The organism is Porcincola sp. LCP21S3_C12 (assembly GCF_052118625.1).
Lineage (GTDB): Bacteria > Bacillota > Clostridia > Lachnospirales > Lachnospiraceae > Porcincola.
Genome location: NZ_JBQKGW010000004.1, coordinates 84941 through 108389, shown reverse-complemented (window position 1 = coordinate 108389; position 23449 = coordinate 84941). Strand labels below are relative to the sequence as shown.

General features: G+C 54.2%; 15 protein-coding genes. 14 read left to right on the top strand and 1 reads right to left on the bottom strand.

Translation table 11 applies throughout. From position 1 onward, the window contains the following. The first annotated feature begins 9 nt into the window (after positions 1 to 9). From ACTQ1N_RS03465 to ACTQ1N_RS03420, 10 genes are all read left to right on the top strand, one after another. Positions 10 to 552, top strand: coding sequence for a QueT transporter family protein (locus tag ACTQ1N_RS03465; RefSeq protein WP_441954660.1), 543 nt, complete (start codon positions 10 to 12; stop codon positions 550 to 552). A 222-nt stretch (positions 553 to 774) separates the two neighbouring features. Beyond that, on the top strand, positions 775 to 2169 hold the full coding sequence (gene asnS, locus ACTQ1N_RS03460; protein ID WP_441954658.1) for an asparagine--tRNA ligase: 1395 nt from the start codon (positions 775 to 777) through the stop codon (positions 2167 to 2169). Positions 2170 to 2206: 37 nt separating this feature from the next. Further along, positions 2207 to 3211, top strand: coding sequence for a class B sortase (srtB, locus tag ACTQ1N_RS03455; RefSeq protein WP_441954656.1), 1005 nt, complete (start codon positions 2207 to 2209; stop codon positions 3209 to 3211). A gap of 156 nt (positions 3212 to 3367) precedes the next feature. Next, positions 3368 to 4096, top strand: coding sequence for an NAD-dependent protein deacylase (locus ACTQ1N_RS03450; protein WP_441954654.1), 729 nt, complete (start codon positions 3368 to 3370; stop codon positions 4094 to 4096). 172 nt (positions 4097 to 4268) lie between these two features. Next, positions 4269 to 4556, top strand: a complete 288-nt coding sequence (rpsF, locus tag ACTQ1N_RS03445) for a 30S ribosomal protein S6 (RefSeq protein ID WP_441954652.1) — start codon at positions 4269 to 4271, stop codon at positions 4554 to 4556. Positions 4557 to 4578: 22 nt separating this feature from the next. After that, positions 4579 to 5073, top strand: a complete 495-nt coding sequence (locus ACTQ1N_RS03440) for a single-stranded DNA-binding protein (protein ID WP_441954650.1) — start codon at positions 4579 to 4581, stop codon at positions 5071 to 5073. Positions 5074 to 5116: 43 nt separating this feature from the next. Then, the gene (gene rpsR, locus ACTQ1N_RS03435) at positions 5117 to 5374 is read left to right on the top strand and encodes a 30S ribosomal protein S18 (protein WP_154525353.1); all 258 of its coding nucleotides are present in this window, start codon (positions 5117 to 5119) and stop codon (positions 5372 to 5374) included. Between the two features lie 235 nt (positions 5375 to 5609). Continuing rightward, positions 5610 to 10391, top strand: coding sequence for a hypothetical protein (locus tag ACTQ1N_RS03430; RefSeq protein WP_441954648.1), 4782 nt, complete (start codon positions 5610 to 5612; stop codon positions 10389 to 10391). A 212-nt stretch (positions 10392 to 10603) separates the two neighbouring features. Beyond that, the gene (fba, locus tag ACTQ1N_RS03425) at positions 10604 to 11560 is read left to right on the top strand and encodes a class II fructose-1,6-bisphosphate aldolase (RefSeq protein ID WP_154525349.1); all 957 of its coding nucleotides are present in this window, start codon (positions 10604 to 10606) and stop codon (positions 11558 to 11560) included. Positions 11561 to 11723: 163 nt separating this feature from the next. Next, positions 11724 to 14084, top strand: a complete 2361-nt coding sequence (locus ACTQ1N_RS03420; RefSeq protein ID WP_441954646.1) for a hydratase — start codon at positions 11724 to 11726, stop codon at positions 14082 to 14084. A gap of 694 nt (positions 14085 to 14778) precedes the next feature. Here ACTQ1N_RS03420 and ACTQ1N_RS03415 read toward each other — a convergent pair. Continuing rightward, the gene (locus ACTQ1N_RS03415; protein ID WP_441954644.1) at positions 14779 to 15708 is read right to left on the bottom strand and encodes a pyridoxamine kinase; all 930 of its coding nucleotides are present in this window, start codon (positions 15706 to 15708) and stop codon (positions 14779 to 14781) included. A 266-nt stretch (positions 15709 to 15974) separates the two neighbouring features. Between ACTQ1N_RS03415 and trkA the strand changes: the two genes are divergently transcribed. The 4 genes from trkA (at position 15975) to ACTQ1N_RS03395 (ending at position 23337) form a co-directional block, all read left to right on the top strand. After that, complete coding sequence (gene trkA, locus ACTQ1N_RS03410; RefSeq protein WP_441954642.1) at positions 15975 to 17333, top strand: Trk system potassium transporter TrkA; 1359 nt, start codon at positions 15975 to 15977, stop codon at positions 17331 to 17333. A gap of 6 nt (positions 17334 to 17339) precedes the next feature. Further along, positions 17340 to 18872, top strand: coding sequence for a TrkH family potassium uptake protein (locus ACTQ1N_RS03405; RefSeq protein WP_441954640.1), 1533 nt, complete (start codon positions 17340 to 17342; stop codon positions 18870 to 18872). A 19-nt stretch (positions 18873 to 18891) separates the two neighbouring features. Then, positions 18892 to 21798 (top strand): hypothetical protein, encoded by a 2907-nt coding sequence (locus ACTQ1N_RS03400; RefSeq protein ID WP_441954638.1) that lies wholly within the window; start codon positions 18892 to 18894, stop codon positions 21796 to 21798. Positions 21799 to 22032: 234 nt separating this feature from the next. Then, positions 22033 to 23337, top strand: coding sequence for a BMP family ABC transporter substrate-binding protein (locus ACTQ1N_RS03395; protein ID WP_441954636.1), 1305 nt, complete (start codon positions 22033 to 22035; stop codon positions 23335 to 23337). The last annotated feature ends 112 nt before the right edge of the window (positions 23338 to 23449 follow it).

The window sequence follows — 23449 nt, the reverse complement described above, 5'->3', positions numbered from 1 at the left end:
TAACTGAATATGAGAGACAAAAAAGTCCTGTACATCACACAGGCTGCCGTGATTGCGGCGCTGTATGTGGTGCTGACGGTGCTGTTCGCTCCGATCAGCTTCAAGGAGGTCCAGGTCCGGATTTCCGAGATGCTGACGGTGCTGCCATTCTTTACGCCGGCTGCAGTGCCGGGGCTGTTTGTGGGCTGCATCATCGCCAACATGCTTGGCGGTGCGATCCCGCTTGATATCGTGTGCGGAAGTCTGGCAACACTGGCAGGCGCATGCGGAACATGGATGATCGGGAAAGCAGCCAGAAAGAGGAAAGCGGACGGAAGCAGGGTGTCGGCCCTCACAAGAACGGTTTCGACCCTTCCGCCGGTGATCGCGAACATCATTGTGGTGCCGCTCGTTTTATACTATGGATATGGGGTCAATCTTCCGATTCCGCTGCAGATGGTGACGGTTGGAATCGGCGAGGTCGTCAGCTGCACGCTGCTTGGAGGCATCCTGATGACCGTGCTGGAAAAGTACAGGAATCATATATTTCGGACCGCGAACATAGAGGGATGAATAAACATCGAAGCCGGGGATTCCAGACAGGATCCCCGGCTTTTTTGGAGGCGGCGTGCCAGAAGCCATCATATCGATTGAAGAATTCCTTAAGGAAGTCCGACTTCCATTTCGGCACATTCCTGTTTATAATAAGAGACCAAAGCAGCACCCCCGGCGCCGGAAGACTGGCGCAGCGCGAGGAAAAAGGCTGCCAGATGATTCTTCCGGAGGAATATATACATGGATGTAAAGTTTACAACAGTCAAGGAGATCTACAAGGACAGGGAAGCTTATATCGGAAAGACGATCACCGTCGGCGGCTGGGTCCGCTCGATCCGCGCATCGAAGACATTCGGATTCCTGGTGCTTCACGATGGAACATTTTTTGAGACGCTGCAGGTTGTATTCGGAGAAAAACTTTCGAATTTTGCGGATATCTGCAAGTTTAATGTCGGCTCTGCTGTTATTGTGACGGGCGAGCTGGTCGCGACGCCGGATGCGAAGCAGCCGTTCGAGATCCAGGCTGAGGAGATTGTGCTGGAAGGCGCTTCCACACCGGACTATCCGATACAGAAGAAGAGACATTCCGTGGAATTTATGAGAACGATCCCGCACCTTCGCCCGAGAACCAACCTGTTCCAGGCGACCTTCCGCGTCAGATCGCTTGCGGCCTACGCCATCCATCAGTTTTTCCAGGAGCGCGGCTTTGTCTACGTTCACACACCGATCATCACGGCATCCGATGCAGAAGGAGCAGGTGAGATGTTCCGTGCGACGACGCTGGATATGGAGAATGTCCCGAAGAACCCGGATGGAAGCGTTGACTATTCGCAGGATTTCTTCGGTCAGTCTACGCATCTGACCGTGTCCGGGCAGCTGGATGTAGAGCCATTTGCACAGGCTTTTCGGAATGTCTATACATTCGGGCCGACCTTCCGGGCGGAGAACTCCAACACGACCAGACACGCAGCGGAGTTCTGGATGATCGAGCCGGAGATTTCGTTCGCGGATCTCGAGGATGACATGGAGCTGGCAGAGGCAATGCTGAAGTATATCTTCCGCTATGTCCTGGAGAACGCACCGGAGGAGATGAATTTCTTCAACAGCTTCGTGGATAAGGGACTTCTGGAACGGCTGAACCATGTCATGACCTCTGATTTCGGACGCGTGACCTATACGGATGCGGTGAAGATGCTTGAGGAGCACAACGATCAGTTCAGCTACAAGGTGTACTGGGGCTGCGATCTGCAGACTGAGCATGAGCGGTATCTGACGGAGCAGATTTTCAAAAGGCCGGTGTTCGTCACGGATTATCCGCGTGAAATCAAGGCATTTTATATGAAGCTGAACCCAGATAAGAAGACTGTCGCGGCGATGGACTGCCTGGTTCCCGGGATCGGCGAGATTATCGGCGGCTCTCAGCGTGAGGAGAACTATGACATCCTCAAGGCGAGGATTGAGGAACTTGGGATGGATGAGAGCGAATACTCGAATTATCTCGACATCCGGAAGTACGGGACGACCCGGCATGCCGGTTTCGGCCTCGGCTTCGAGCGGCTGGTCATGTACCTGACAGGTGTCGGCAACATCAGAGATGTACTGCCGTATCCGAGGACAGTCGGAAACCTTCAGTAAAGATCAGGGAGATCATGATAAAGGAGGTGGCAGCAGGTTGGGAAGACGCAGCGACCGCAGAGCGTACGATGAACGATACGAAGAATCATATCCAGCGGCTCCGGGTAAAGGAACCCGGAAGAGAAGGAGGGGCGGCTTTGGTTCTTTTCTGACCACGCTGCTTCTTGTGATTGCAATCGGGGTATTCGGTTATTCAGCCTACAAGCTTTATGGCTACTGGAGGGAATACCGCGCCGGGGAAAGTGAGTACAGTGACCTGAACAAGAAGTACGTCCAGATTGAGCCCGCGCCGGAAACTGCGCCGGACAGCCAGTCGAAGATAGAGGGCGGTGAAACGGGCGAGGGCGTGACCCTGTCCGATGTCCGGGAACTGGAGACCGAGGCGACCCTTCCACAGAAGATCGAGGCAGCGAAGAAGGAAGAGGTTGAAGAGAACGGGACGACACAGATCCTCCCGGAGATGTATAATCCGGTTGATTTCAGAGAACTTCAGTCGATTAACCCGGAGGTGATCGGCTGGATCCGGGTTGGAGGCGCCGGGATATCGTACCCGGTGGCGCAGACGGACAATAATGATTTCTATCTGCATCATACATTTAAGAAGGAAGCCGTTTTCTCCGGCTGTATTTTCCTGAACTGTGACAATTCAAAGTATTTCACAGACCAGAATACGATCATCTACGGGCATAATATGAAGGACGGCTCGATGTTCGCATCGCTGAGAAAGTTCTGGGAGGAGAAGGGTGCGACGGACAATCCGTATTTCTGGGTGTTCACACCCGATTTCATCTATCAGTACCGGATCTTCTCCAGCTCGATTGTGAGCAAGGTCGGGGATCCGTACCGGACAAGATTTCTGACGGAGGACTTCCAGTCCTTCATCGACACATGCAAAAGGGCGTCGGAAGTGAACTGGGGCGACGTGTCTGTTACGACGCAGGACAGGATCGTGACGCTGTCCACCTGCACGGGCGATGACAATACACGCCGGATTGTACAGGGAAAGCTGCAGCAGGTGTATGTGGCAAAGTACAGGGAATAAACAAAAGGCTGCTGAAGCGAAGGCTTCGGCAGCCTTTTGTGAAGGCGGCCGCTCATCATCGAGTGTGGAGAACGAGATAAAGGCGGAGCCGCCAAATCGGGAAGGGCAGATGAAAAGATTTTCAGGACGGGAGCATTTCAAGCAGGGAGGTATGGGATGGATCTTGAAAAGGTAGAGAAGCTTCAGAGAATTGTGGACGGGAGCAGCAATATTGTCTTTTTCGGCGGCGCCGGGGTATCGACGGAGAGCGGTATCCCGGACTTTCGAAGTCAGGACGGGCTCTATCATATGAAGTACAAGTATCCGCCGGAGACCATCATCAGCCATTCGTTCTTTCAGGCGAACCCGGAGGAGTTTTACCGATTCTATAAGGACAAGATGCTGGTACTCGATGCGCAGCCGAACGCAGCGCACAGAAAGCTCGCGAAAATGGAGCAGGCCGGGAAGCTCCGCGCAGTGGTCACACAGAACATCGACGGTCTTCATCAGAAGGCCGGAAGTCAGAATGTTTATGAGCTGCATGGCTCCATCATGAGAAACTACTGCACGCGGTGCGGAGCATTCTATGATGCGGAATATGTGAAGAATGCCGAGGGGATCCCGAGATGCAGCAAGTGCGGAGGAATCATCAAGCCGGATGTCGTGCTCTATGAGGAAGGTCTTGACGAGCGGATCCTCACTGCCTCCATCAGGGCAATCTCGGAAGCGGATGTCCTGATCATCGGCGGAACCTCGCTGGTCGTCTATCCCGCAGCGGGTCTGATCGATTACTTCAGAGGCAGATATCTGGTTCTGATCAATAAGGGGGCAACCGGGCGGGAGACCAGGGCGGACCTGGTGATCCGGGATCCGATCGGGGAGGTCTTCTCAAGGATTGCCGTCTGAGCACTTTTCCGGCACGAGATGAACGGTACAGTCAAGGCGTTTCAGTCAGGGCTGTAAAAAAGTGGTTGCGCGGGATAGAAAGCCAGCGTATAATACCACAACGTGATGTATCATTTTGCCTTGCTCACCCGCGTGCAAGGGTGGGCCGAGACCATAAGGAGGTGCAAGGAACATGAATAAGTATGAACTGTGCGTTGTTGTCAGCGCAAAGCTCGAAGACGAGGAGAGAACTGCACTGATCGAGAAGATCAAGGAGCAGATCATCCGTTTCGGCGGAACGGTTTCCGACGTCGATGAATGGGGCAAGAAGAAGCTTGCTTATGAAATTCAGAAGCAGACGGAAGGCTTCTACTACTTCGTACACTTCGAGTCTGAGGCGTCCTGCCCGGCAGAGGTTGTCGACAGGGTCCGCATCATGGACAACGTTCTCAGATATTTATGCGTTAGACAGGATGCATAAATAGAAGAAGAGAGGTATTCGTATGAACAGAGTCATCCTCATGGGACGTCTGACAAGAGATCCCGATGTCCGTTATTCAGCTGGTGATCAGTCGATGGCCATTGCAAGGTATACCCTTGCGGTCGACCGCAGGATGCGCAGGGACAACAATGACCCGAATGCGCAGACAGCTGATTTCCCGAGCTGCGTGGCGTTCGGGCGTCAGGCGGAGTTTGCCGAGAAGTATCTCCGGAAGGGCACGAAGGTTGTGGTGTCAGGGAGACTTCAGACTGGAAAGTACACGAACAAGGATGGCCAGACCGTCTACACGACCGATGTCGTGATAGACGACCAGGAGTTTGCAGAAAGCAAGGCGGTGTCTGACAGGAACGCCTCGCAGGCTGTGTATCCGGGAGCTCCTTCAGCAGGTGCCCCGGCGCCGGCTTCAGCGGCTCCGGCGATGCCCGCCCCGGCAGGTGCGGACGATGGATTTGCCCAGTTCCCGGAGGGAGTTGACGAGAAGCTTCCATGGGATTGACCGTTTGATTTGAAGAAGTGAACAGATGGAGGTGTGAACAATTATGCCGTATTCAAAGGATAGAAGTGATTCTCCAAGACGCAGACCGATGCACAGAAGAAAGAAGGTCTGTGTGTTCTGCGGAAAAGAGAACAATGAGATCGATTACAAGGATGTTGCGAAGCTGAAGAAGTACGTTTCCGAGAGCGGAAAGATTCTTCCGCGCAGAATCACCGGGAACTGTGCAAAGCACCAGAGAGCGCTGACCGTTGCTATTGAGAGAGCACGCCAGGTAGCTTTGATGCCGTACGTGGCAGAGTAATTCTGATCCAGAAGATTGAATGTTATGAAAAAAGGGAGCCGTTCCAGCCGGAACGGTTCCTTTTTTGTGACAGAATCGAAAGAATGCAAAGTTTACATTTTTTTCGGGGCAGTCTATACTATAGGGAAGTGCAGTCTTTTTAAACATACAGCGCAATGATGATGTGTGGAAGTATGTCCGCTGGGGAGCAGGGGCTGCGAGGAGATCGAAGTATCACGATGAGGGGGATTGTTCTATGAAGATCAGATCACGCAGGCTGATGGCACTTATGCTATCGGCAGCGATGGTATTCCCGGCAGCTCCGGCAGCATCCGCAACGGAAACGCAGGAATCGCTACAAAGTCAGGCACCTGCAGAAACACAGGCTCAGCCTGCCCCGGAGACACAGCCACAGACAGCAGTGGAAACGCAGGCACAGACGGCTGCTGAAACACAGCCGCAGACGGCAGCAGAAACACAGGCGCAGTCTGCTTCTGAGACTCAGGCCGCGCCGGAGACGCAGCCACAATCCGCTTCCGAGACGCAGCCAGCACCGGAGACTCAGCCGCAGGGAGGGACAGAACCAGGCACTCAGGCATCGGAATCTTCCAAGGAAACAGAAACGCAGAAAGAGACAGAGACAGATCAGGCAGAAAAGGGAAGCTTTGAGGCAAAGTCGAATGGCGTTTCATTGAAGCTGATGCTGCCGAAAGGAGAAAAGCTTCCGGCTGACACAAAGCTTACCCTGAAGGAATCGGATGCCAAGAGCGGTCAGAAGCAGACGGCGCTTGTCCGGAAGGCGCTTGAAAAAGCGCAGCGTTCGGTCGAAAACGTTTGTCTTCTGACCATCACAGCAGTTGATAAGGACGGAAAAGCTGTCACGCTTCCAAAAGGAACAACCCTCAGCTTTTCATTCGGGAACGGGCTTGATCTCGGAATCGCAGAGAGAAGGGAAGGCCAGATTCATTTTCTGGAGGTGGGAGATCAGGCATCGGATGCCGGTGCTTCGCTGAAAGTATCCCAGGATCAGACAAAACTGGTTTCTGCATCCGTCAGCCTTGGCAGCGAAGGAAAGGAAAGCCTGACCTTCGCAGCCGCGAGTCTTCAGGACAGGGAAAACAATGGCGGAAAACTGTCGGCTGGTGACGTGAACGACTTTGCCGGAGCAGGTGCGTATGCGGCTGTCGCAGAGCACTTTGATGGAAAGAAGGATGAGAAAACACAGGTTCTCGCGGGAGACAACGGAAAGGATGACAAGGAAAGGGCGGAGAATCTGAAAAAGGCTCAGAGCCTTCTGGGAGGACTTGCATCCTATTCGGCATCGCTTGCAGATGCGCAGGATTCGGACAGTGTGCGCGTGGTGAATCTGTATGCAGATGATAACGGTGATGTGAACACAGCGGCTGAGGCCGTCACCGACCCGATGTACGGCGTGAAGGCCGCGGACGGGACAATCGACGTTACTTCCGGCTATGTTGTCGTCAATATTATTGCGAAAAGCGCGGATCAGACCATCCACATCCCGGACTTTGCCGTCACGTATGCAGAGAACGGGAAGTCGCAGGCGGTGACAGCCGATGCGCATCCGGAGCTGGCTCAGCATCTAATCGTCAATATCGCTGCGGGAAATGGCAGGGACGGGAAGGATTTTAGTTTCGTTTCCTATACGGGAAAGGCTGACCGGGGCGGCGCAGCCGGGGTGTATCTGGCACCGGCGGGAACCATTCGTTTTGCGGGCGCACTGACGGGAGCCGTGTATGCGAAAAATGCAGCGGTGGATGGGAAGCTGACTCATGCCGCTGAGGCGGGGCAGACAGGAAAATCGAAAGAGGATGCAAATGAGGCCGCTGCAAAGAAGGGCACGGCAGCTTTGATGGCAGAGACAGCGGCGGAAGCCAGCCAGAATGCCGCGGACAAGGACAGCGCAGATGACAGTCGGCAGGCATTCTCCGGAACGCTGAAGGTGAGCGCTGCCAGTAAGAACACGGACGGCACAAAGACGGAGCTGGAAGGCGTTGTCTTCTCCCTTTATGAAAGGACAGAGGGACAGACTGACGGACAGAAGGATCAGCTCGTATACAGCTGGACATCAGGTAAAGCGGCAAAGCAGATCCCGGCAGGCCTTCTGAAGGAACGCAGGACCTACGTCGTCCGTGAGGAGGCGATGCCAGTTTCTGAGAACAGTACAGGCAGTACTGGTACGGTTACCTATGCGAAACTGGCGGAGACGGTGTTCACCGTAACAGCGGCAGACACAGGGACTGCAGCAGGAATTAAGCTAACGAAAAACAGTAACGGAGATGCTGTGAAGCTGCTGAAGGAAGGCGCCAGCGATTATGAGCTGGATTACATGCATGAATCCAGTCAGACGCCTGAATCATCTCAGAATCTTGTCACCATCGAGTCGAAGGATCCTTCCGGAACAGACGTGCCGGGTTCTCAGGTTACGATTGAAAGGCAGACGTCGGAGACAGCTGCGTCCGGAAAAGCTCAGTGGAACCAGGTGGCGGCATTCACCATGCAGGGGAGCGCAGTGTCTTTCGATTTCGGAAGCAGTCTGCCAGGGAAGAAGGATGGCAGTCAGCCCCAAAATGGGGATACTGCGGTCTTCCATATCACCGAAAGTGCACCGGCGGGACTGACGTCCCTAACACGTGGAGGTACTTCCGCCGCTGAGCCTGCAGACAGGGTTTCAACAACGCTGACCTTTACCTACCATTCGGAGCAGACACAAGGTCAGACAACAGAGCATGCAGGGTGGCAGCTGACTTCCAGGACGCGTGTATATGCTTATGGAAGTTCGCAGGATACAGAACAGGAGATCAAAGGTCAGGCAGCTGCTTCTGTCACCTTCACGGACGCCTATCTCGTATCCCTGACTTCCAGCCAGGTCAACTATTCAAAGGAGAGCGAAAATACGCTTGTCCAGAATCTGAAAGGGGCATCCATTACGCTTCAGTCGGACGGTGGGCTTCTGGAAGCCGGTGCTGATTATCTGGTCTATACGATAAAGGATGGGAACGCGGATCAGAAGCAGAATGTCTCCGGTAATAGCTTCACGATGCCGAATAGTTCGGTTCAGCTGGTTCTTCTCAGTAAAGGGACCGGAACCGGCAGCACAGTCAAGGTATCTGGAAAGTGGGGAGAAAAAGATTCCTACCATTTCATCAGCGGTGGAAATGGGGCTTCCGATACGCTCACAGCACCGGTGGAGGGCCAAAATGGAACCTATTCCAGAGAGATCCCGGCCCTGAAGCTGAAGAGCCGCATTCAGGCAGTTGTAAACCTCAGTTCAGTCGATGATGCCGGAAATGCACATCTGTCGGGAACATCCGGAATCGTCAAGGCAAACGTTGCGGGGACAGAGGGAGAGATCAAGTCGAATCCAACAAAATTTGTTCTGAACGATCCCAATCTGGATGATGTGGTCACCGGGATGCTTCAGACGGGGACGACACTCTACATCGTTGGAACGCAGAACTGGAGCGGCTACAGCTTCAGTTCGGTGAACGGTTTCATCTCAGCAGTGAATCAGCCTCAGGACGGAAACACAGTGACGATTGAGGCGAAGCTGACCAGTGTCCAGACGCCTGTCACTGTTGATGGAACGATTGTCGTGACGAAGGAGCTGTACCGGGCATCCACTGGAAAACGCCTTCCGGTTACAGTTCAGAAACAGTATCAGGTGCGGGTCTTCATGGATGCAGGAGGAACCCTTCCGTATGGGGATGCCCAGACGCTGACAGTGCCGAAGAATAATTCGACCTCCGGGACGATTGGAAGTGCGCGGTTCACCGTTCCGGTCGACGCGCTGCATGGAACGACCTACTATGTATTTGAGGTCGATGCAGAGGGAAGGTCAGTCAAAAACAACAGTGACATGAAGATTCAGATCCAGGGCGGCGATCGTGATGGTGGAAACGGTGCAGCTGTCACGATGAAAGCGCTGGCGTTGGATGGGTATGGTGCCGGAACCGGAAAGACCTACGTCGTTGCGGATAAGACCATCAGACTTCAGACTTTTTATACCGAGGCGTATTACAATGCACACCGAAGCGAGTTCATGTCAAACGGAACGTTTGACATTCAGCTGAGAGTGGTCGATGCCTCCGGCAATGAACTTCCGGTTGACAACCTGGTGGCAGAATTCAGGGTGCGGACCAGGGACGGGAAGCTGGCACTGAAGAACAACCAGAAGATTACGCTGAAGAATACATCTGTCGGAGAACGGAAGAATATTTCTTTCCCGGTTCCGATTGATACCGGAAAGCAGGCGATGGGGGTCACGCTGATGTCGATCAGGACGACGGCAGGTGTGAGCCTGGCGAAGGACTACACGCTGCTCACGGCATCGTATGACGGGAATTTCTCGAAGGTTGGGAGCAGAACCGGCGAACGGACATTTACAATCAACGCAGACGCCGAGAATCAGGGACCGGTCGTCTTCGTTCTGAGAAAGAATGAGACGAATGAGAAGGCTTCGCTGACCCTGACAAAGTCGGTGATGTATAAAAAGACGCCGATCAGGGTCAATGCGACCTATTACATCGGGATCTTCGCAGATGCAGCACACACAAAGCTGCTGTTCAAGAAGGCGATGAGCCTGAAGGATGCCAGCTCGATGTCCGATACGCTGAAAGTCAACATCAACTCTCAGAAGGGCAGAACCATCACTCTGTACTTTGCGGAGACGGACAGAAACGGCAAGGTGGTCGAGAGCGGAAAGAAGACTGGTTACAATATTTCGATCAGCTCCCCCCAGGTGACGCTGTCGCAGTCGAACATGAATGCAAATGTGACTGTTACAAATGAGATTCTTGACGGTTCCAGGGCGGCGGAGCGGCTGACCGATCCGGATTCCGGGTTTGCGGGTGATTCGGCTGCCCTCGCAGATGCGCAGGCGCTAGCCTCCAGTTCGAATCTGAACAGCAAGACCGGCGATGATTCGCCGCTGACGCGCTATGTGCTGCTGCTTGTGATCGCCGGTGCCGGTGTGGCTGCGGGCCTTTATCTTGCTCTTAGAAGACGCAAGGTCTGAGTGTTTCAATGTCTGAGGAAAAGGTGCCTTTGACCGTTTGGCCGGGTCGGATGCTCGAACTGACCCGGCTCATGAGAGACCCATGAGAGAAAAACAGATTCGTGTCTATTGCGAACCGGATTCAAAGCAGGTATAATGCGGGTGGATGCGGGCAGAAAAGCGTCTGCCCGCCCGCTAACAGATTTTATCAACTCAAAAAGGGAGGAAAAATCATGTCATTAGTCACATCTACCGAGATGTTCCAGAAGGCATACAAGGGCGGATATGCAATTGGCGCTTTCAACATCAACAATATGGAGATTGTCCAGGGAATCACCGAGGCAGCTGCTGAGCTGAATTCTCCGGTCATCCTTCAGGCTTCCCAGGGAGCAAGAAAGTATGCAAACTCCGTCTATCTGGTAAAGCTTGTAGAGGCTGCTCTTGAGATCCATCCGGATCTGCCGGTTGTTCTTCATCTGGATCACGGTGCAGACTTCGAGGTCTGCAAGGACTGCGTAGACAACGGCTTTACTTCTGTCATGATCGATGCTTCCTCCAAGCCGTTCAAGGAGAACATCGAGCTGACAAAGAAGGTTGTTGAGTATGCACACGCGCATGGCGTTGTCGTCGAGGCTGAACTTGGCACCCTGGCAGGCATCGAGGATGCTGTCGCTGTCAAGGCGGAGGATTCCTCCTACACCAATCCGGACGACGTTGAGGAGTTTGTCGGTGAGACCGGTGTCGATTCCCTTGCAATCGCAATCGGAACCAGCCATGGCGCATACAAGTTCAAGCCGGGCACAAAGCCGCAGCTTCGTTTTGATATCCTCGATGAGGTTGTCAAGAGACTGCCGGGCTTCCCGATCGTCCTGCACGGAGCTTCCTCTGTCCCGCAGGAGTATGTCAAGATCATCAACGCAAACGGCGGTGCTCTGAAGGATGCCATTGGTGTTCCGGAAGATCAGCTTCGTCAGGCTGCACGCAGCGCTGTCTGCAAGATCAACATCGACTCCGATCTTCGTCTTGGCATGACCGCTGGTATCCGCAAGACCTTTGTTGACGATCCGTCCATCTTCGACCCGCGTCAGTATCTGAAGGTCGGCCGCCAGAACGTCCATGACATCGTTGCACACAAGATCAAGGATGTCCTTGGATCCGATGGCAAGGCTGCTGAGCTGTCCAAGAGATAAGGATCAGGCTGCCTGATGAAGAAGGCCTGAATAACCGGAGGGGGTATCCTCAGGATCTGAGAAGATCCCGGGAATGCCCCTTTTGCTGTATCCGGAGATATGATGTAACCAGCGGCGGATGCCGGAGATCATGGCGTCCTCATGTACGAATACAGGAGAAGATATGGAATTATCTGAGAAGGGTGTATACCTGGTCAATGGAACCGATATCGTACCGGATACGGAGGAGGCCTCGGCCCGGATCCGGCAGATGACCGGAAAGGAACCGGACAGGCAGCAGGCGCGCAGGGAGACGATGGCGTGGTCGATTCTTCACAGCCATAGCCTGTCCGGAGATGATGAGAAGCTCCAGATCCGCTTCGATAAGATGGCATCTCATGATATCACATACGTGGGCATCATCCAGACGGCGAGGGCATCCGGACTGGAACAGTTTCCGATCCCTTATGTCCTGACAAACTGCCATAATTCGCTCTGTGCTGTCGGCGGCACAATCAATGAGGATGACCACATGTTCGGCCTCTCAGCGGCGAAGAAGTACGGCGGCATCTATGTTCCGCCACATCAGGCTGTCATTCACCAGTTCGCAAGGGAGATGCTTGCCGAGTGCGGCGCAATGATCCTGGGGTCTGACTCCCACACCCGCTACGGGGCACTCGGGACAATGGCGATGGGGGAAGGCGGCGGCGAGCTGGTCAAGCAGCTTCTCAGCCAGACCTACGACATCGACATGCCCGGCGTCGTCGCAGTTTATCTGGAGGGAGAGCCGGCAGTTGGGGTTGGACCACAGGACGTCGCACTGGCCATCATCGGCGCGGTGTTTGAAAAGGGCTATGTCAAGAACAAGGTCATGGAGTTCGTCGGTCCGGGTGTCGGACGTCTGAGCGAAGACTTCCGAATTGGTGTCGATGTGATGACGACGGAGACAACCTGCCTGAGCTCGATCTGGCGGACAGATGAGAAGACAAAGAACTTCTATGAGATCCACGGCAGGAGATCCGCCTACAGGGAAATGAACCCGGGCAGCCTTGCCTTTTACGATGGCTGTATCCGTGTGGATCTTTCTGAAATCCGGCCGATGATCGCGATGCCGTTCCATCCGAGCAATGTCTACGCCATTGAGGATGTGCAGAAGAACCTGAAGGACGTGCTCCACGATGTGGAGGAGCGGGCGAAGGTTTCCTTCGGCGGCAAGATCAGCTATTCGCTTCAGGACAAGATTGTGGACGGGAAGCTCTATGTCGACCAGGGCATCATCGCCGGCTGCGCAGGCGGCGGATTTGAGAACATCTGCGCGGCTGCAGACATCCTCCGGGGCCATTCGATCGGTAACGACGAGTTCACGATGAGTGTTTACCCGGCTTCCATGCCGATCTACATGGAGCTGGTGAAGGATGGCCGCTTTGCTGATCTGATCGAGGCTGGGTGCGTTGTCAAGACCGCTTTCTGCGGACCCTGCTTTGGTGCGGGCGATACCCCTGCAAATGGGGCCTTCTCTATCCGCCATTCGACACGGAACTTCCCGAACCGGGAAGGCTCGAAGGTGCAGAATGGCCAGATCGCTTCGGTTGCGCTGATGGATGCGCGTTCCATCGCGGCGACAGCGGCAAACAAGGGCTTCCTGACTGCTGCGACAGAGGTGGACGTGAAGTACAGTGAGCCGGAGTACCATTTTGACAAGGCGATTTACGAAAAACGCGTGTTCAATGCCTGGGGGAAGGCGGAGCCGGAGGAAGAGCTGGTGTTCGGGCCGAATATCAAGGACTGGCCGGCGATGAGCCCGCTGCCGGAGAATCTTCTTCTGCGCGTTGTATCCGAGATCCATGATCCGGTGACCACGACCGATGAGCTGATTCCATCCGGTGAGACAAGCTCTTACCGTTCCAATCCGCTGGGACTTGCGGAGTTTACACTGTCTCGAAAGGATCCGGCGTATGTGCCGCGGGCAAAGCAGGTTCAGCTGGCGCAGAAGGCGATTGAGGCTGGGGAAGATCCCGCATCCGCGCTTTCCGCGGCGGAGACACAAGATGCGGGCTCGAAGCCGCTTGCGGATTCCTATCAGGACGCAGTCAGTCTGATCGCGGAGAAGCTGCCTGGTGTCGTTGAAAGCTTCAAGGACCCGAAGGCATTCGGTGTCGGTTCGACCATCTTTGCTGTGAAGCCGGGAGACGGCTCCGCGAGAGAGCAGGCCGCTTCCTGCCAGAAGGTGCTCGGCGGATGGGCGAACATTGCATTTTCATATGCGACAAAGCGCTACCGCTCGAACCTGATCAACTGGGGCATGCTTCCGCTCGTGATCGAGGAGGGCGATCTTCCATTTGCAAATGGAGACTGGATCTTCCTTCCGGATATTCGGGCGGCTGTCGCTGAGAAGCGCGACCGTATCATGGGCTTCGTCGTGAAGAACGGCGCCATGAAAGAGTTCTATATGACACTGGGTGAGCTGACCGATCATGAGCGTGAAATCATCATGGACGGCTGCCTGATCAACTACAACCGGAAGCTGCACGAGCGCCAGGGCTGAGCAGCGTCCCGCCGTGCGCTGAGCAGGATGGGCCTGGTTGAACTGTCTGGATTGTATAAATTATATACACAATAATAGATCAAGACGGACATAATACAAAAATAATAAAAATATAACCGAATCGTATTGACAATCAGGAGGACCTTTGCTAGTATGTAGTTACACAAAGAACACCGGTTGCAATAGCCGATGGATCTGATCGCAGAAAGGAGGGCTGGACCGATGGAAATCGACAGTGGAACACCGTACAGTTCAGTTCAATATAACAGAGGCAGAGTGACAGGTCCCTGCGAAAAAGATTTCTGATGATCGGTTTTCTGGAATCGCAGTATAGAGCGAGAATCGGAGAAGAAAAGTAGAGAACCGACAGAAGCGCCTTTCACTTGTTATATTGAAAGCAAGCTGCCGGAAAAAGATTCTATCGTTAAGAATTCTTGCAGTAGAAAGTTGGGAAGATGATTTTCAGAATCCGTTCCTGACGAGAAAGGGAACGAAGATCGATATCAATTATTTATTTTATGCGATGGTGCTGTAGAGCACAGCATCTTGAGTCATAGAAGAGCAGGGAAGAATCCTCCGATTCATAGGTGAGAAAGTTCACAACTGAATAGCTACTAGAAGTGTAGATCGTTCAAGTCAATCGTTCCGGAGCCGGTGAGATGAGTCACCGGCTCCTTTTCTGGTGTCCTGGTATTCACAGCGGCGAAGAAGAGAGCTGTTCTGCCTGCCGGATCAGCATCGGGAGCGTTGCCTCGAATTCGACTCCATAGCTGTCCGGTTTGCCGGACGCCTGTGTTACACGGATTGTTTCCCGGACGTAGTCGACCGCGAGCCGCAGGGCTTTCTTCAGCGGAAAGCCCCTGGTCAGGGCGCCGGCGACGACGGAGGCGAACAGATCTCCCGTGCCATGATAATTCCCCGGAATACGGTCTGTAAAACAGGAGACAACCTCCCCGGTTCTGCTGTTTTTTGCCATGGCACCCGTCCGGCCTTCCCTGAGGGAGACACCGGTCAGCACAGCCCACTCCGGGCCAAGCGCGCATAACGCCTTCAGCAGGTCGAGAATATAATTCTCCCCATATCTTTCGAGGTAGGGAAGACCTGTCAGGTAGTGTGCCTCTGTCAGGTTGGGCAGGATGATGTCCGCACAGCCGCAGAAGGCGGCGTACTGTTTTGCAAAGGCTTCGTCAAAACCGGTATAGAGCTTTCCGTAATCCGCCATGACAGGGTCGATGATGACGAGCGGACTCTGAGAACCCTGGAATTTCCGGATGATATCCTGGACAATCTCCATCTGTTTCACAGATCCCAGATATCCGGAATAGATGGTGTCAAATGTGAATCCCAGTCTTTTCCATTGATCGGTGATGGGAGCCATCTGGTCCGTCAGGTCCAGAAAGGTGAAGCCGTCAAACAGGGTATGGGTGGAGAGCAGTGCGGTCGGAAGAACGGCCGTCTCGATACCCAGCGACGAGATGACCGGGAGCGCAATGGTCAGGGAGCATTTCCCGATACAGGAGATGTCCTGTATCGTCAGAAGCCGTTTGCCGGAGGGGGTCTCCGGTTTCGTATGGCCCTGACCTTCTGCCCCGCTTCTCTGATCCGGCTGATCTGGATAATGCATCGTTCATATCCTCCTTCTGCCGTTAGTCTATCATCAGCATTCAGGACATACAACCTGGACGCACCGTCCGTTCACACTGTTTCCCTGAGATTGCCACTCATCGACAATCGTGGTATAGTTACTGTGCATTTTTGTCTTCTGTACAGGCGGCCGGGACGGCACCTGCAGACAGCCTGCATCGGGCTTCAGGGCAGGATACAGAAAGACGGACGAACTACTGAGGCGCAACAGGAAAATCGGAATCTGAACAGATTCCAGCGGACGATATGAATATCATAGTTGTAGGGTGCGGGAAGGTCGGAGCGAAGCTCTGTGCCGATCTGTGCCGGGAAGGGCATGATGTCACAGTCGTGGACAAGAGCGATTCTGTCGTGAATCAGATCTGCGATCGTTTTGATGTCATGGGTTTTTCAGGCAATGGGGCAAGCTACCAGGTTCTGCAGGAAGCGGGGATTGTACAGGCCGATCTGGTGATCGCGGTGACAGGCGTGGACGAGGTGAATCTGCTTGTCTGCCTGATTGCTCGAAAAGCAGGCCATTGCCAGACCATCGCAAGGGTTCAGAACCCGGAGTATAACCAGGAGGCCGGGTTCCTGAAAGAAGAGCTGGGCCTGGCGCTGGTCATCAATCAGGAATTCGCCTCCGCACAGGAGGTGGCGCGGGTTCTGAAGTTCCCGAGCGCGATTGAGATCAACACCTTTGCAAAAGGAAAGGCAGAGCTGCTTCATTTCCGGATTCCGAAGGATTCTGTGCTGGATGGAATGAACCTGAACGAGCTTCATGAACGGCTCAAGTGCCATGTGCTCGTATGCACGCGGGAGCGTGACAACGAGATGGTTATCCCGCAGGGGAATACGGTGCTGAGATCGGGGGATGTTATCTCGATTGTAGCCCCCGGAGATGAGCAGACCGAGTTCTTCCGAAGAATCGGACTCAATACCCATGCGGTCAGAAATGTGATGATCGCCGGGGGAGGGGATATCGCGTATTATCTGGCCCGGATTCTGATCCGTTCCGGGATTCAGGTCAAGATCATAGAGAAGGAGCTTGCGCGCTGCGAGCAGCTTGCGGATCTTCTTCCAAAGGCGATCATCATTCACGGCGACGCTTCTGACAAGGAGCTTCTGGTCGAGGAGGGAATCACCCGGACGGAGGGCTTTGTCGCGCTGACCGGAATTGATGAAGAGAATGTCATCCTCTCGCTGTTCGCGCGGTCGATGGGCATTCGGAAAATTGTCACGAAGGTCGACAGAAGTGCATTTGCGGAGGTGTTCGATCAGCTGGATTTGGACACGATGATTGCGCCGAAGAACATAACGGCGGAGCACATTGTGACCTATGTCCGGGCGATGCAGAATTCCTTCGGAAGCAACATCGAGACGCTTCACCGGATGATGGATGACCAGGCAGAGGCGCTGGAGTTTCTGATCAAGGATTCATTTGCCCACAAGAGTATCCTGCTCAGGGATATGAAGTTCCGGAAGGGGGTGCTGGTTGCCTGTATCTCCAGAAAGGGGAAGGTTATCCTTCCGAGAGGAGATGACCGGATCGAGGTGGGAGATACGGCAGTGGTCATCACATCCCTCAAGGGGGTCAGTGATATCGATGATATTTTTGAAAAGTGATATCTCATGAATTATGCAATGATGTTCCGGATTCTGGGGTGGATGCTGATCTTTGAGGCCGGTTTTATGGCACCATCCATCATCGTGGCGGCGATCTACCGGGAGACCAGCGTGATCTGGCTGTTTGTCTCGATGGGGATTGTGACGGCGGCGGGGCTCTTCCTGAGAGCCGTTTCAAGACCGCGTCACCACAGGATTTATGCGCGGGAGGGGGCTGTCATCTGCGCGCTGATCTGGTTTCTGTACAGCATCTTCGGGGCACTTCCGTTCAAGCTGTCCGGCTATATTCCGGATATGTTTGACGCTGTGTTCGAGACGGCATCCGGCTTTACGACAACCGGAGCCTCCATCCTGTCAGATGTCGAGGCACTTCCGCACTGGCTGCTGTTCTGGCGTTCCTTCACGCACTGGGTGGGGGGAATGGGCATTCTGGTTTTTGTCATGGCCATCATTCCACTGGCATCCGGGGGAAGTGCGATGTACCTGATGAAGGCGGAGAGCCCGGGACCGAGCGTCAAGAAGATGGTGCCGAAGGCAAGCCAGACGGCCGGCCTTCTTTACAAGATGTACATCTTCCTGACAGTCCTGCAGCTTCTGATCCTGGTGCTCGGGCGGATGCCGCTGTTTGACGCGCTCTGCATTACCTTCGGGACAGCCGGGACAGGCGGGTTCTCGGTCCTGAATTCGGGCTGTGCAACATATACGATCTTCCAGCAGGTTGTGATCACGGTTTTTATGATCCTGTACGGGACGAACTTCAGCGTGTTCTATCTGATCATGATGGGCAGGATCCGGGAGGTGCCGAAGGTATCGGAGGCGATGACCTACTACGGAATCATCGGTGCAGCTGTTGCTCTGATTACTGTCAATATACGGGGATCGTATACGAGCATCGGGCTGGCGATCAAGGATGCGGCCTTCCAGGTCGGATCCATCATCACAACAACCGGATTTGCAATCACAGATTTTAACATCTGGCCTGCCTTCTCCAAGTGGATTCTGATTCTCCTGATGTTTGTCGGCGCCTGCGCCGGAAGCACGGGAGGCGGCATCAAGGTGTCCCGTGTTCAGGTGGTGTTTAAGGCGATCATGAAGGAGCTGGACAGTGTCATTCATCCGAATGATGTCCGCAAGATCCGTTATGACGGAAAAGTGCTGGATCACGCTGTATTGAGAGGAATCAATGTCTTTATTACAGCATACTTCATGGTTTTCGGGCTTTCGGTTCTGCTGGTTTCGGTCGACAACTTCGGACTTGAGACGAATTTTTCCGCGGTGGCGGCGACACTGAACAACATCGGCCCGGGGCTTGGAGGAGTTGGACCGGCTTCAAATTTCAGCGGCTATGGAGCATTTTCCACCTGTGTGCTGATTTTTGATATGATTGCCGGAAGACTGGAGATCCTTCCTGTACTGATTCTCCTTTCTCCCCATACATGGGTGGAGGGGGCTGTTCTGAGAGGAAAGCATGTCAGAAGAAGCCGGGAGGCGGAAAACGATCTGATGATGAGCGGAAGCCTTGAAATGGAGCTGGGCTGATGCCAGTGAGGTGACAGAAGTGGATAAAAAAGAGTACCAGGAGAAACTGAGTGAGATCAACCGGCTGATTGCCGTTGAGGACTACAATTCTGCGGCGCAGGTGGCGGATTCGATCGATTGGAAGAGAGTCCGGAATGTCCAGACACTTCTGATGATCAGTGAGGTCTATGAGGCGGTGAACCGCTATGACATGAGCAAGAATCTTCTGCTCAGGGCATACCGCAGGAGTCCGCTCGGCCGGACAGTTCTGTACAGGCTGGTGGAATGTACCATCGCTCTGGGACAGTTTGATGAGGCGATCGAGTATTATTCCGAGTTTGTTCAGGCGGCGCCGAGGGACAATAACAAGTACATCCTGAAGTACAAAATCTACAGGGGCAGGGGTTCGTCACTGGATGAGCAGATCAATATTCTGAAGGAATATCTGGCACAGGAAAAGGACAGCGAGCGCTGGTCCTATGAGCTGGCGAAGCTCTACAAGGAAGCCGGGAGAACGCAGGAATGCATCAACACCTGCGACGATCTGGTGCTCTGGTATCAGAGCGGCAAGTATGTCATCAAGGCGCTGGAGCTGAAGAAGAAGATCGCGCCGCTCACCCCAAGGCAGCAGGAGATTTACGACAGCCGCTTTGATGAGGTGGCCCAGGATGATGACCAGGACGAGGAGTCCGAGGCTTCCTATCTGCAGCAGGCAAGGGCGGAGCGCGCAACGATTCAGCAGGATGCGATCAAGTCGGAACTTGCGGAGGATATTTCGAGGGCAGCGCGGGCAAAGCAGCAGGCGGAGGCTGAGACGGCCCGGAAGGAAGCAGAACAGCCGCTCGGTCAGCCCGCCGCAGAGAAAACGGCAGGGACAACGCAGCAGATGCAGCCGGCCGGGCAGTCAGCTGAGCAGCCATCCGTTCAGCCAGGTGAACAGCCGGCGGCGCAGAAAACAGCGGCTTCCGCACAGGAGGACCGTGCGGAGGTGCTGCAGCAGGAAGCAGAGAACGCCATGCGGCCCGAGGTGGCAGCCTCTCCGCAGACACTTTCTGCGGAAAGTGCTGATGTGCAGCCTGCAGCAGACCAGCTGTCGAGGCCGGTCGATGAAGGCGTACATTACGATGAGAAAAATCTGAAGCAGAATCTGTCGGAGAGCATGAAGAAAATCATATCTGGCATCGGCCCCAGAGATGTGGTCGATGAGGAGGAGCAGCAGCTTGACCGTGTGATCGAAGAGTCGAAGGAGGATCAGGAGGAGGCTGTTGTATCCAGGGGGCTCGGAATGTCCCTGGGGATCAATCAGGCGGATGAAAAGAAAGCAGAGGCACCGAAGCTGACGATCGACGATATCCTTCTGTCCATGGAGGACAAGGGAGATGCCGTCCGCAGAGCGGTCTCGGAGGGAAAAGATATGGATCACGTCACCATGCAGCCGCAGAAGGCAGATGGTGCGCTGTCTGAAAACCGGCCCGGTGCTGCGGCAGGAAAAGATGCGGAAGCAGTACAGCCGTCCGCAGATACAGCGGGGCAGCAGCCAGCGAAAGCGGCAGCGCAGCCGTCAGCAGCCGCAGAAGAACCGAAGCCGGCGGATACGGCCGCGCAGCCGTCAGCAGCCGCAGAAGAACCGAAGCCGGCGGATGCGGCCGCGCAGGCGGCAGCAGTCACAGAAGAACCGAAGCCGGCGGATGCAGCAGCGCAGGCATCAGCAGTCACAGAAAAACCGCAGCCGGCATCTTTCGGCTCAGATGACTGGAAGACCAGGCCGGTAGAGGATATCCTGGATGCGAAGACGAGAGTTCTTCCGACAGCGGAAATCGCAAAGCTCCACGAACAGTTCCGTCAGAGAGAACTGAAGGCACAGACAGCCGGGGAGAGAGTTGCGGAGCAAATTGCATCGGAGGCTGAAGCGCAGGTCAAGGAAGAGGTCGCAGGAAAAACACCGGTATCGCAGGGGCAGCCGGAAAATGGGATTCAGCCTTTTGAGCAGGCAGCCGCAGCCCGCGCGGAGTCATCAAGGCAGGCACCGGAGGTGCAGCCGTCTGTGGACAGTCATCCGCTCGGGATGTCGGACAAGCGGGAAGAGCAGCCGCATGCTGTCTCAAAGGAAGAGGCTGTCGGGCTGACTTCTGAGCAGTCCATGCGCGAGGTCCTTCCGCAGACGGATGTCAGAGAACCGCAGGTGGCAGCCGGCAGATCCTATCTGAAGCCTTACCAGAGAGAGCTGTTCTCGGGATTTCTCGGGATCGGAAATCTGGAGGAACAGATCGCAAAAGCGATCGAGCAGGCAGAGAGCCGGAATGGAGACCGGACATCCCGCACAGGCAATGTCCTGATTCTGGGCGGCCATGGCTGTGGAAAAACGACGATCGCGACGGGCATCGCAAAGGCCGTCGCGGAGGACATGGGAACGCATTCGGTCAAGATGGCGCGGATTTATGCGGCTGATCTGAACCGCAAGGACATTGCGGCAACGATCGCAAAGATTGCGGGAGGGGTTCTGATTGTCGAAGAGGCCGGAGATCTGGAAGACAGCATTGTCGACCAGCTGACGACGGCGATGGAATTCCGGACAGACGGGATGATTATGATCCTGGAGGATGAACAGCGGTATATTCATGACCTTCTGATGCGGCATCCGCGCTTTACGATGAAGTTCACGGCGCAGATCTACATTCCGGTGTTCAGCAGCCAGGATCTGGTGAACTTCGGTCAGCTTTACGCGGAGAGCCAGGACTGCACGCTCTCGGAAGACGCAAGGGAAGCGCTCAGGGCAAGGCTGGATGCAGCAGCCAAGTCGGGCGAACAGGTATCGATCACCAATGTTGTTGAGCTGACGAGCCGTGCAATCCGGAATTCACAGAAGTTCTTCCGCAGGATCCAGTCTGCGAAAAAGCGCTACGACGAACAGAACAGGGTCATCCTGAGAGCAAAAGATCTTCGGTAACATCTATATAATACCAGAATCATTGCGAAAGATGGCAGACAATCCGGAATGATTCTGGTTTGTGCATTCGGACAGAAAATATTAAGATATTGGGATGATAATCTAACATTTTGTCAGCTTATATAAAAATATTTTGAATTCATGGTGATATCGTTCATTGACACTGACAAAACCCGCTGTTATACTTTAGCTAGTTCCTTATTAATTTTGCGTTTTTGCTGACGCCAGGAGGTAGTGAGGATGAAAAAACAGATTGCTGTGTTTCTGAGTTTGGCAATGGCTGCAACGGCCTGCAGCCCGGCATTTGCGGGGGAGACAGAAGCCCAGACGGAGGGCCAGGCAAGCGGCGGCGCCTTTATTGCGGGAGCTGAGACGGAGGCGGATGTAACGATTCCATCCGACATGAAGTTCGGCTTCATTTTCCTTCACGATGAGAATTCAACTTACGACCTGAACTTCATCAACGGAGCGAAGGAAGCAGCAAAGGAGCTCGGTCTTTCAGATGACCAGATTATCCTGAAGACCAATGTCCCGGAAGGCCAGGAGTGCTACGAGACGGCGGCAGATCTTGCAGATCAGGGATGCGCGGCAGTCTTTGCGGACAGCTTCGGACATGAGGACTACATGATCCAGGCAGCCCAGGAGTACCCGGATGTCCAGTTCTGCCATGCAACCGGAACGAAGGCACACACCGAAGGCCTGAGCAACTACCACAACGCTTTCGCTGCCATCTATGAAGGCCGCTATCTGGCTGGTGTCGCAGCAGGCATGAAGCTCAATGAGATGATCAAGGACGGCAAGATCACCGAAGACAAGGCGAAGATCGGCTATGTCGGCGCTTTCACTTACGCAGAGGTTATCTCCGGATTCACATCCTTCTTCCTTGGTGCAAGATCTCAGTGCCCGAGCGCAACGATGGAGGTCACCTTCACCGGATCCTGGTATGATGAGACGGCTGAGAAGGAAGGCGCAAAGAACCTGATCAACGACGGCTGCGTGCTCATTTCCCAGCATGCAGACTCCATGGGTGCTCCTACAGCCTGCGAGGAAGCAGGCGTTCCGGATGTCTCCTACAATGGTTCCACGCAGGATGCATGCCCGAACACATATCTGATTTCTTCCAGAATTGACTGGGCTCCGTACATGAAGTTTATGATGCAGTCTGTTGCAGAGGGCAAGGAGATCCCGGCAGACTGGACAGGAACACTTTCAAGCGGCTCTGTCAAGCTGACAGATCTCAATACGAATGTCGCTGCAGAGGGAACCCAGGAGAAGCTTGACGAGGTTACCAAGGAGCTTGAGGCAGGTACCGTTCATGTATTTGACACCTCCGCCTTCACGTTCAAGGGCGCAGCACTTGACGACAGCTATCTGGCGGATGTAGATACCGATGACAATTACACGCCTGATACCAAGGTCGTGTCGGATGGATATTTCCACGAGTCTGAATACAGAAGTGCTCCGTACTTCGATCTGGTTGACGCGGACAATGCAGCCGGCATTGATGGCATCAAGCTTCTGGATACCAACTTTGGCTGATGACACATTGAATACCAGGCAGAGAGATCGTCTCTGACAATTAAGAGGAGGGCAGTACGGGAGCAAGACCTGTGCTGCCTTCTTCAGTGAAGGGAAGGTGAGACAGTGGATA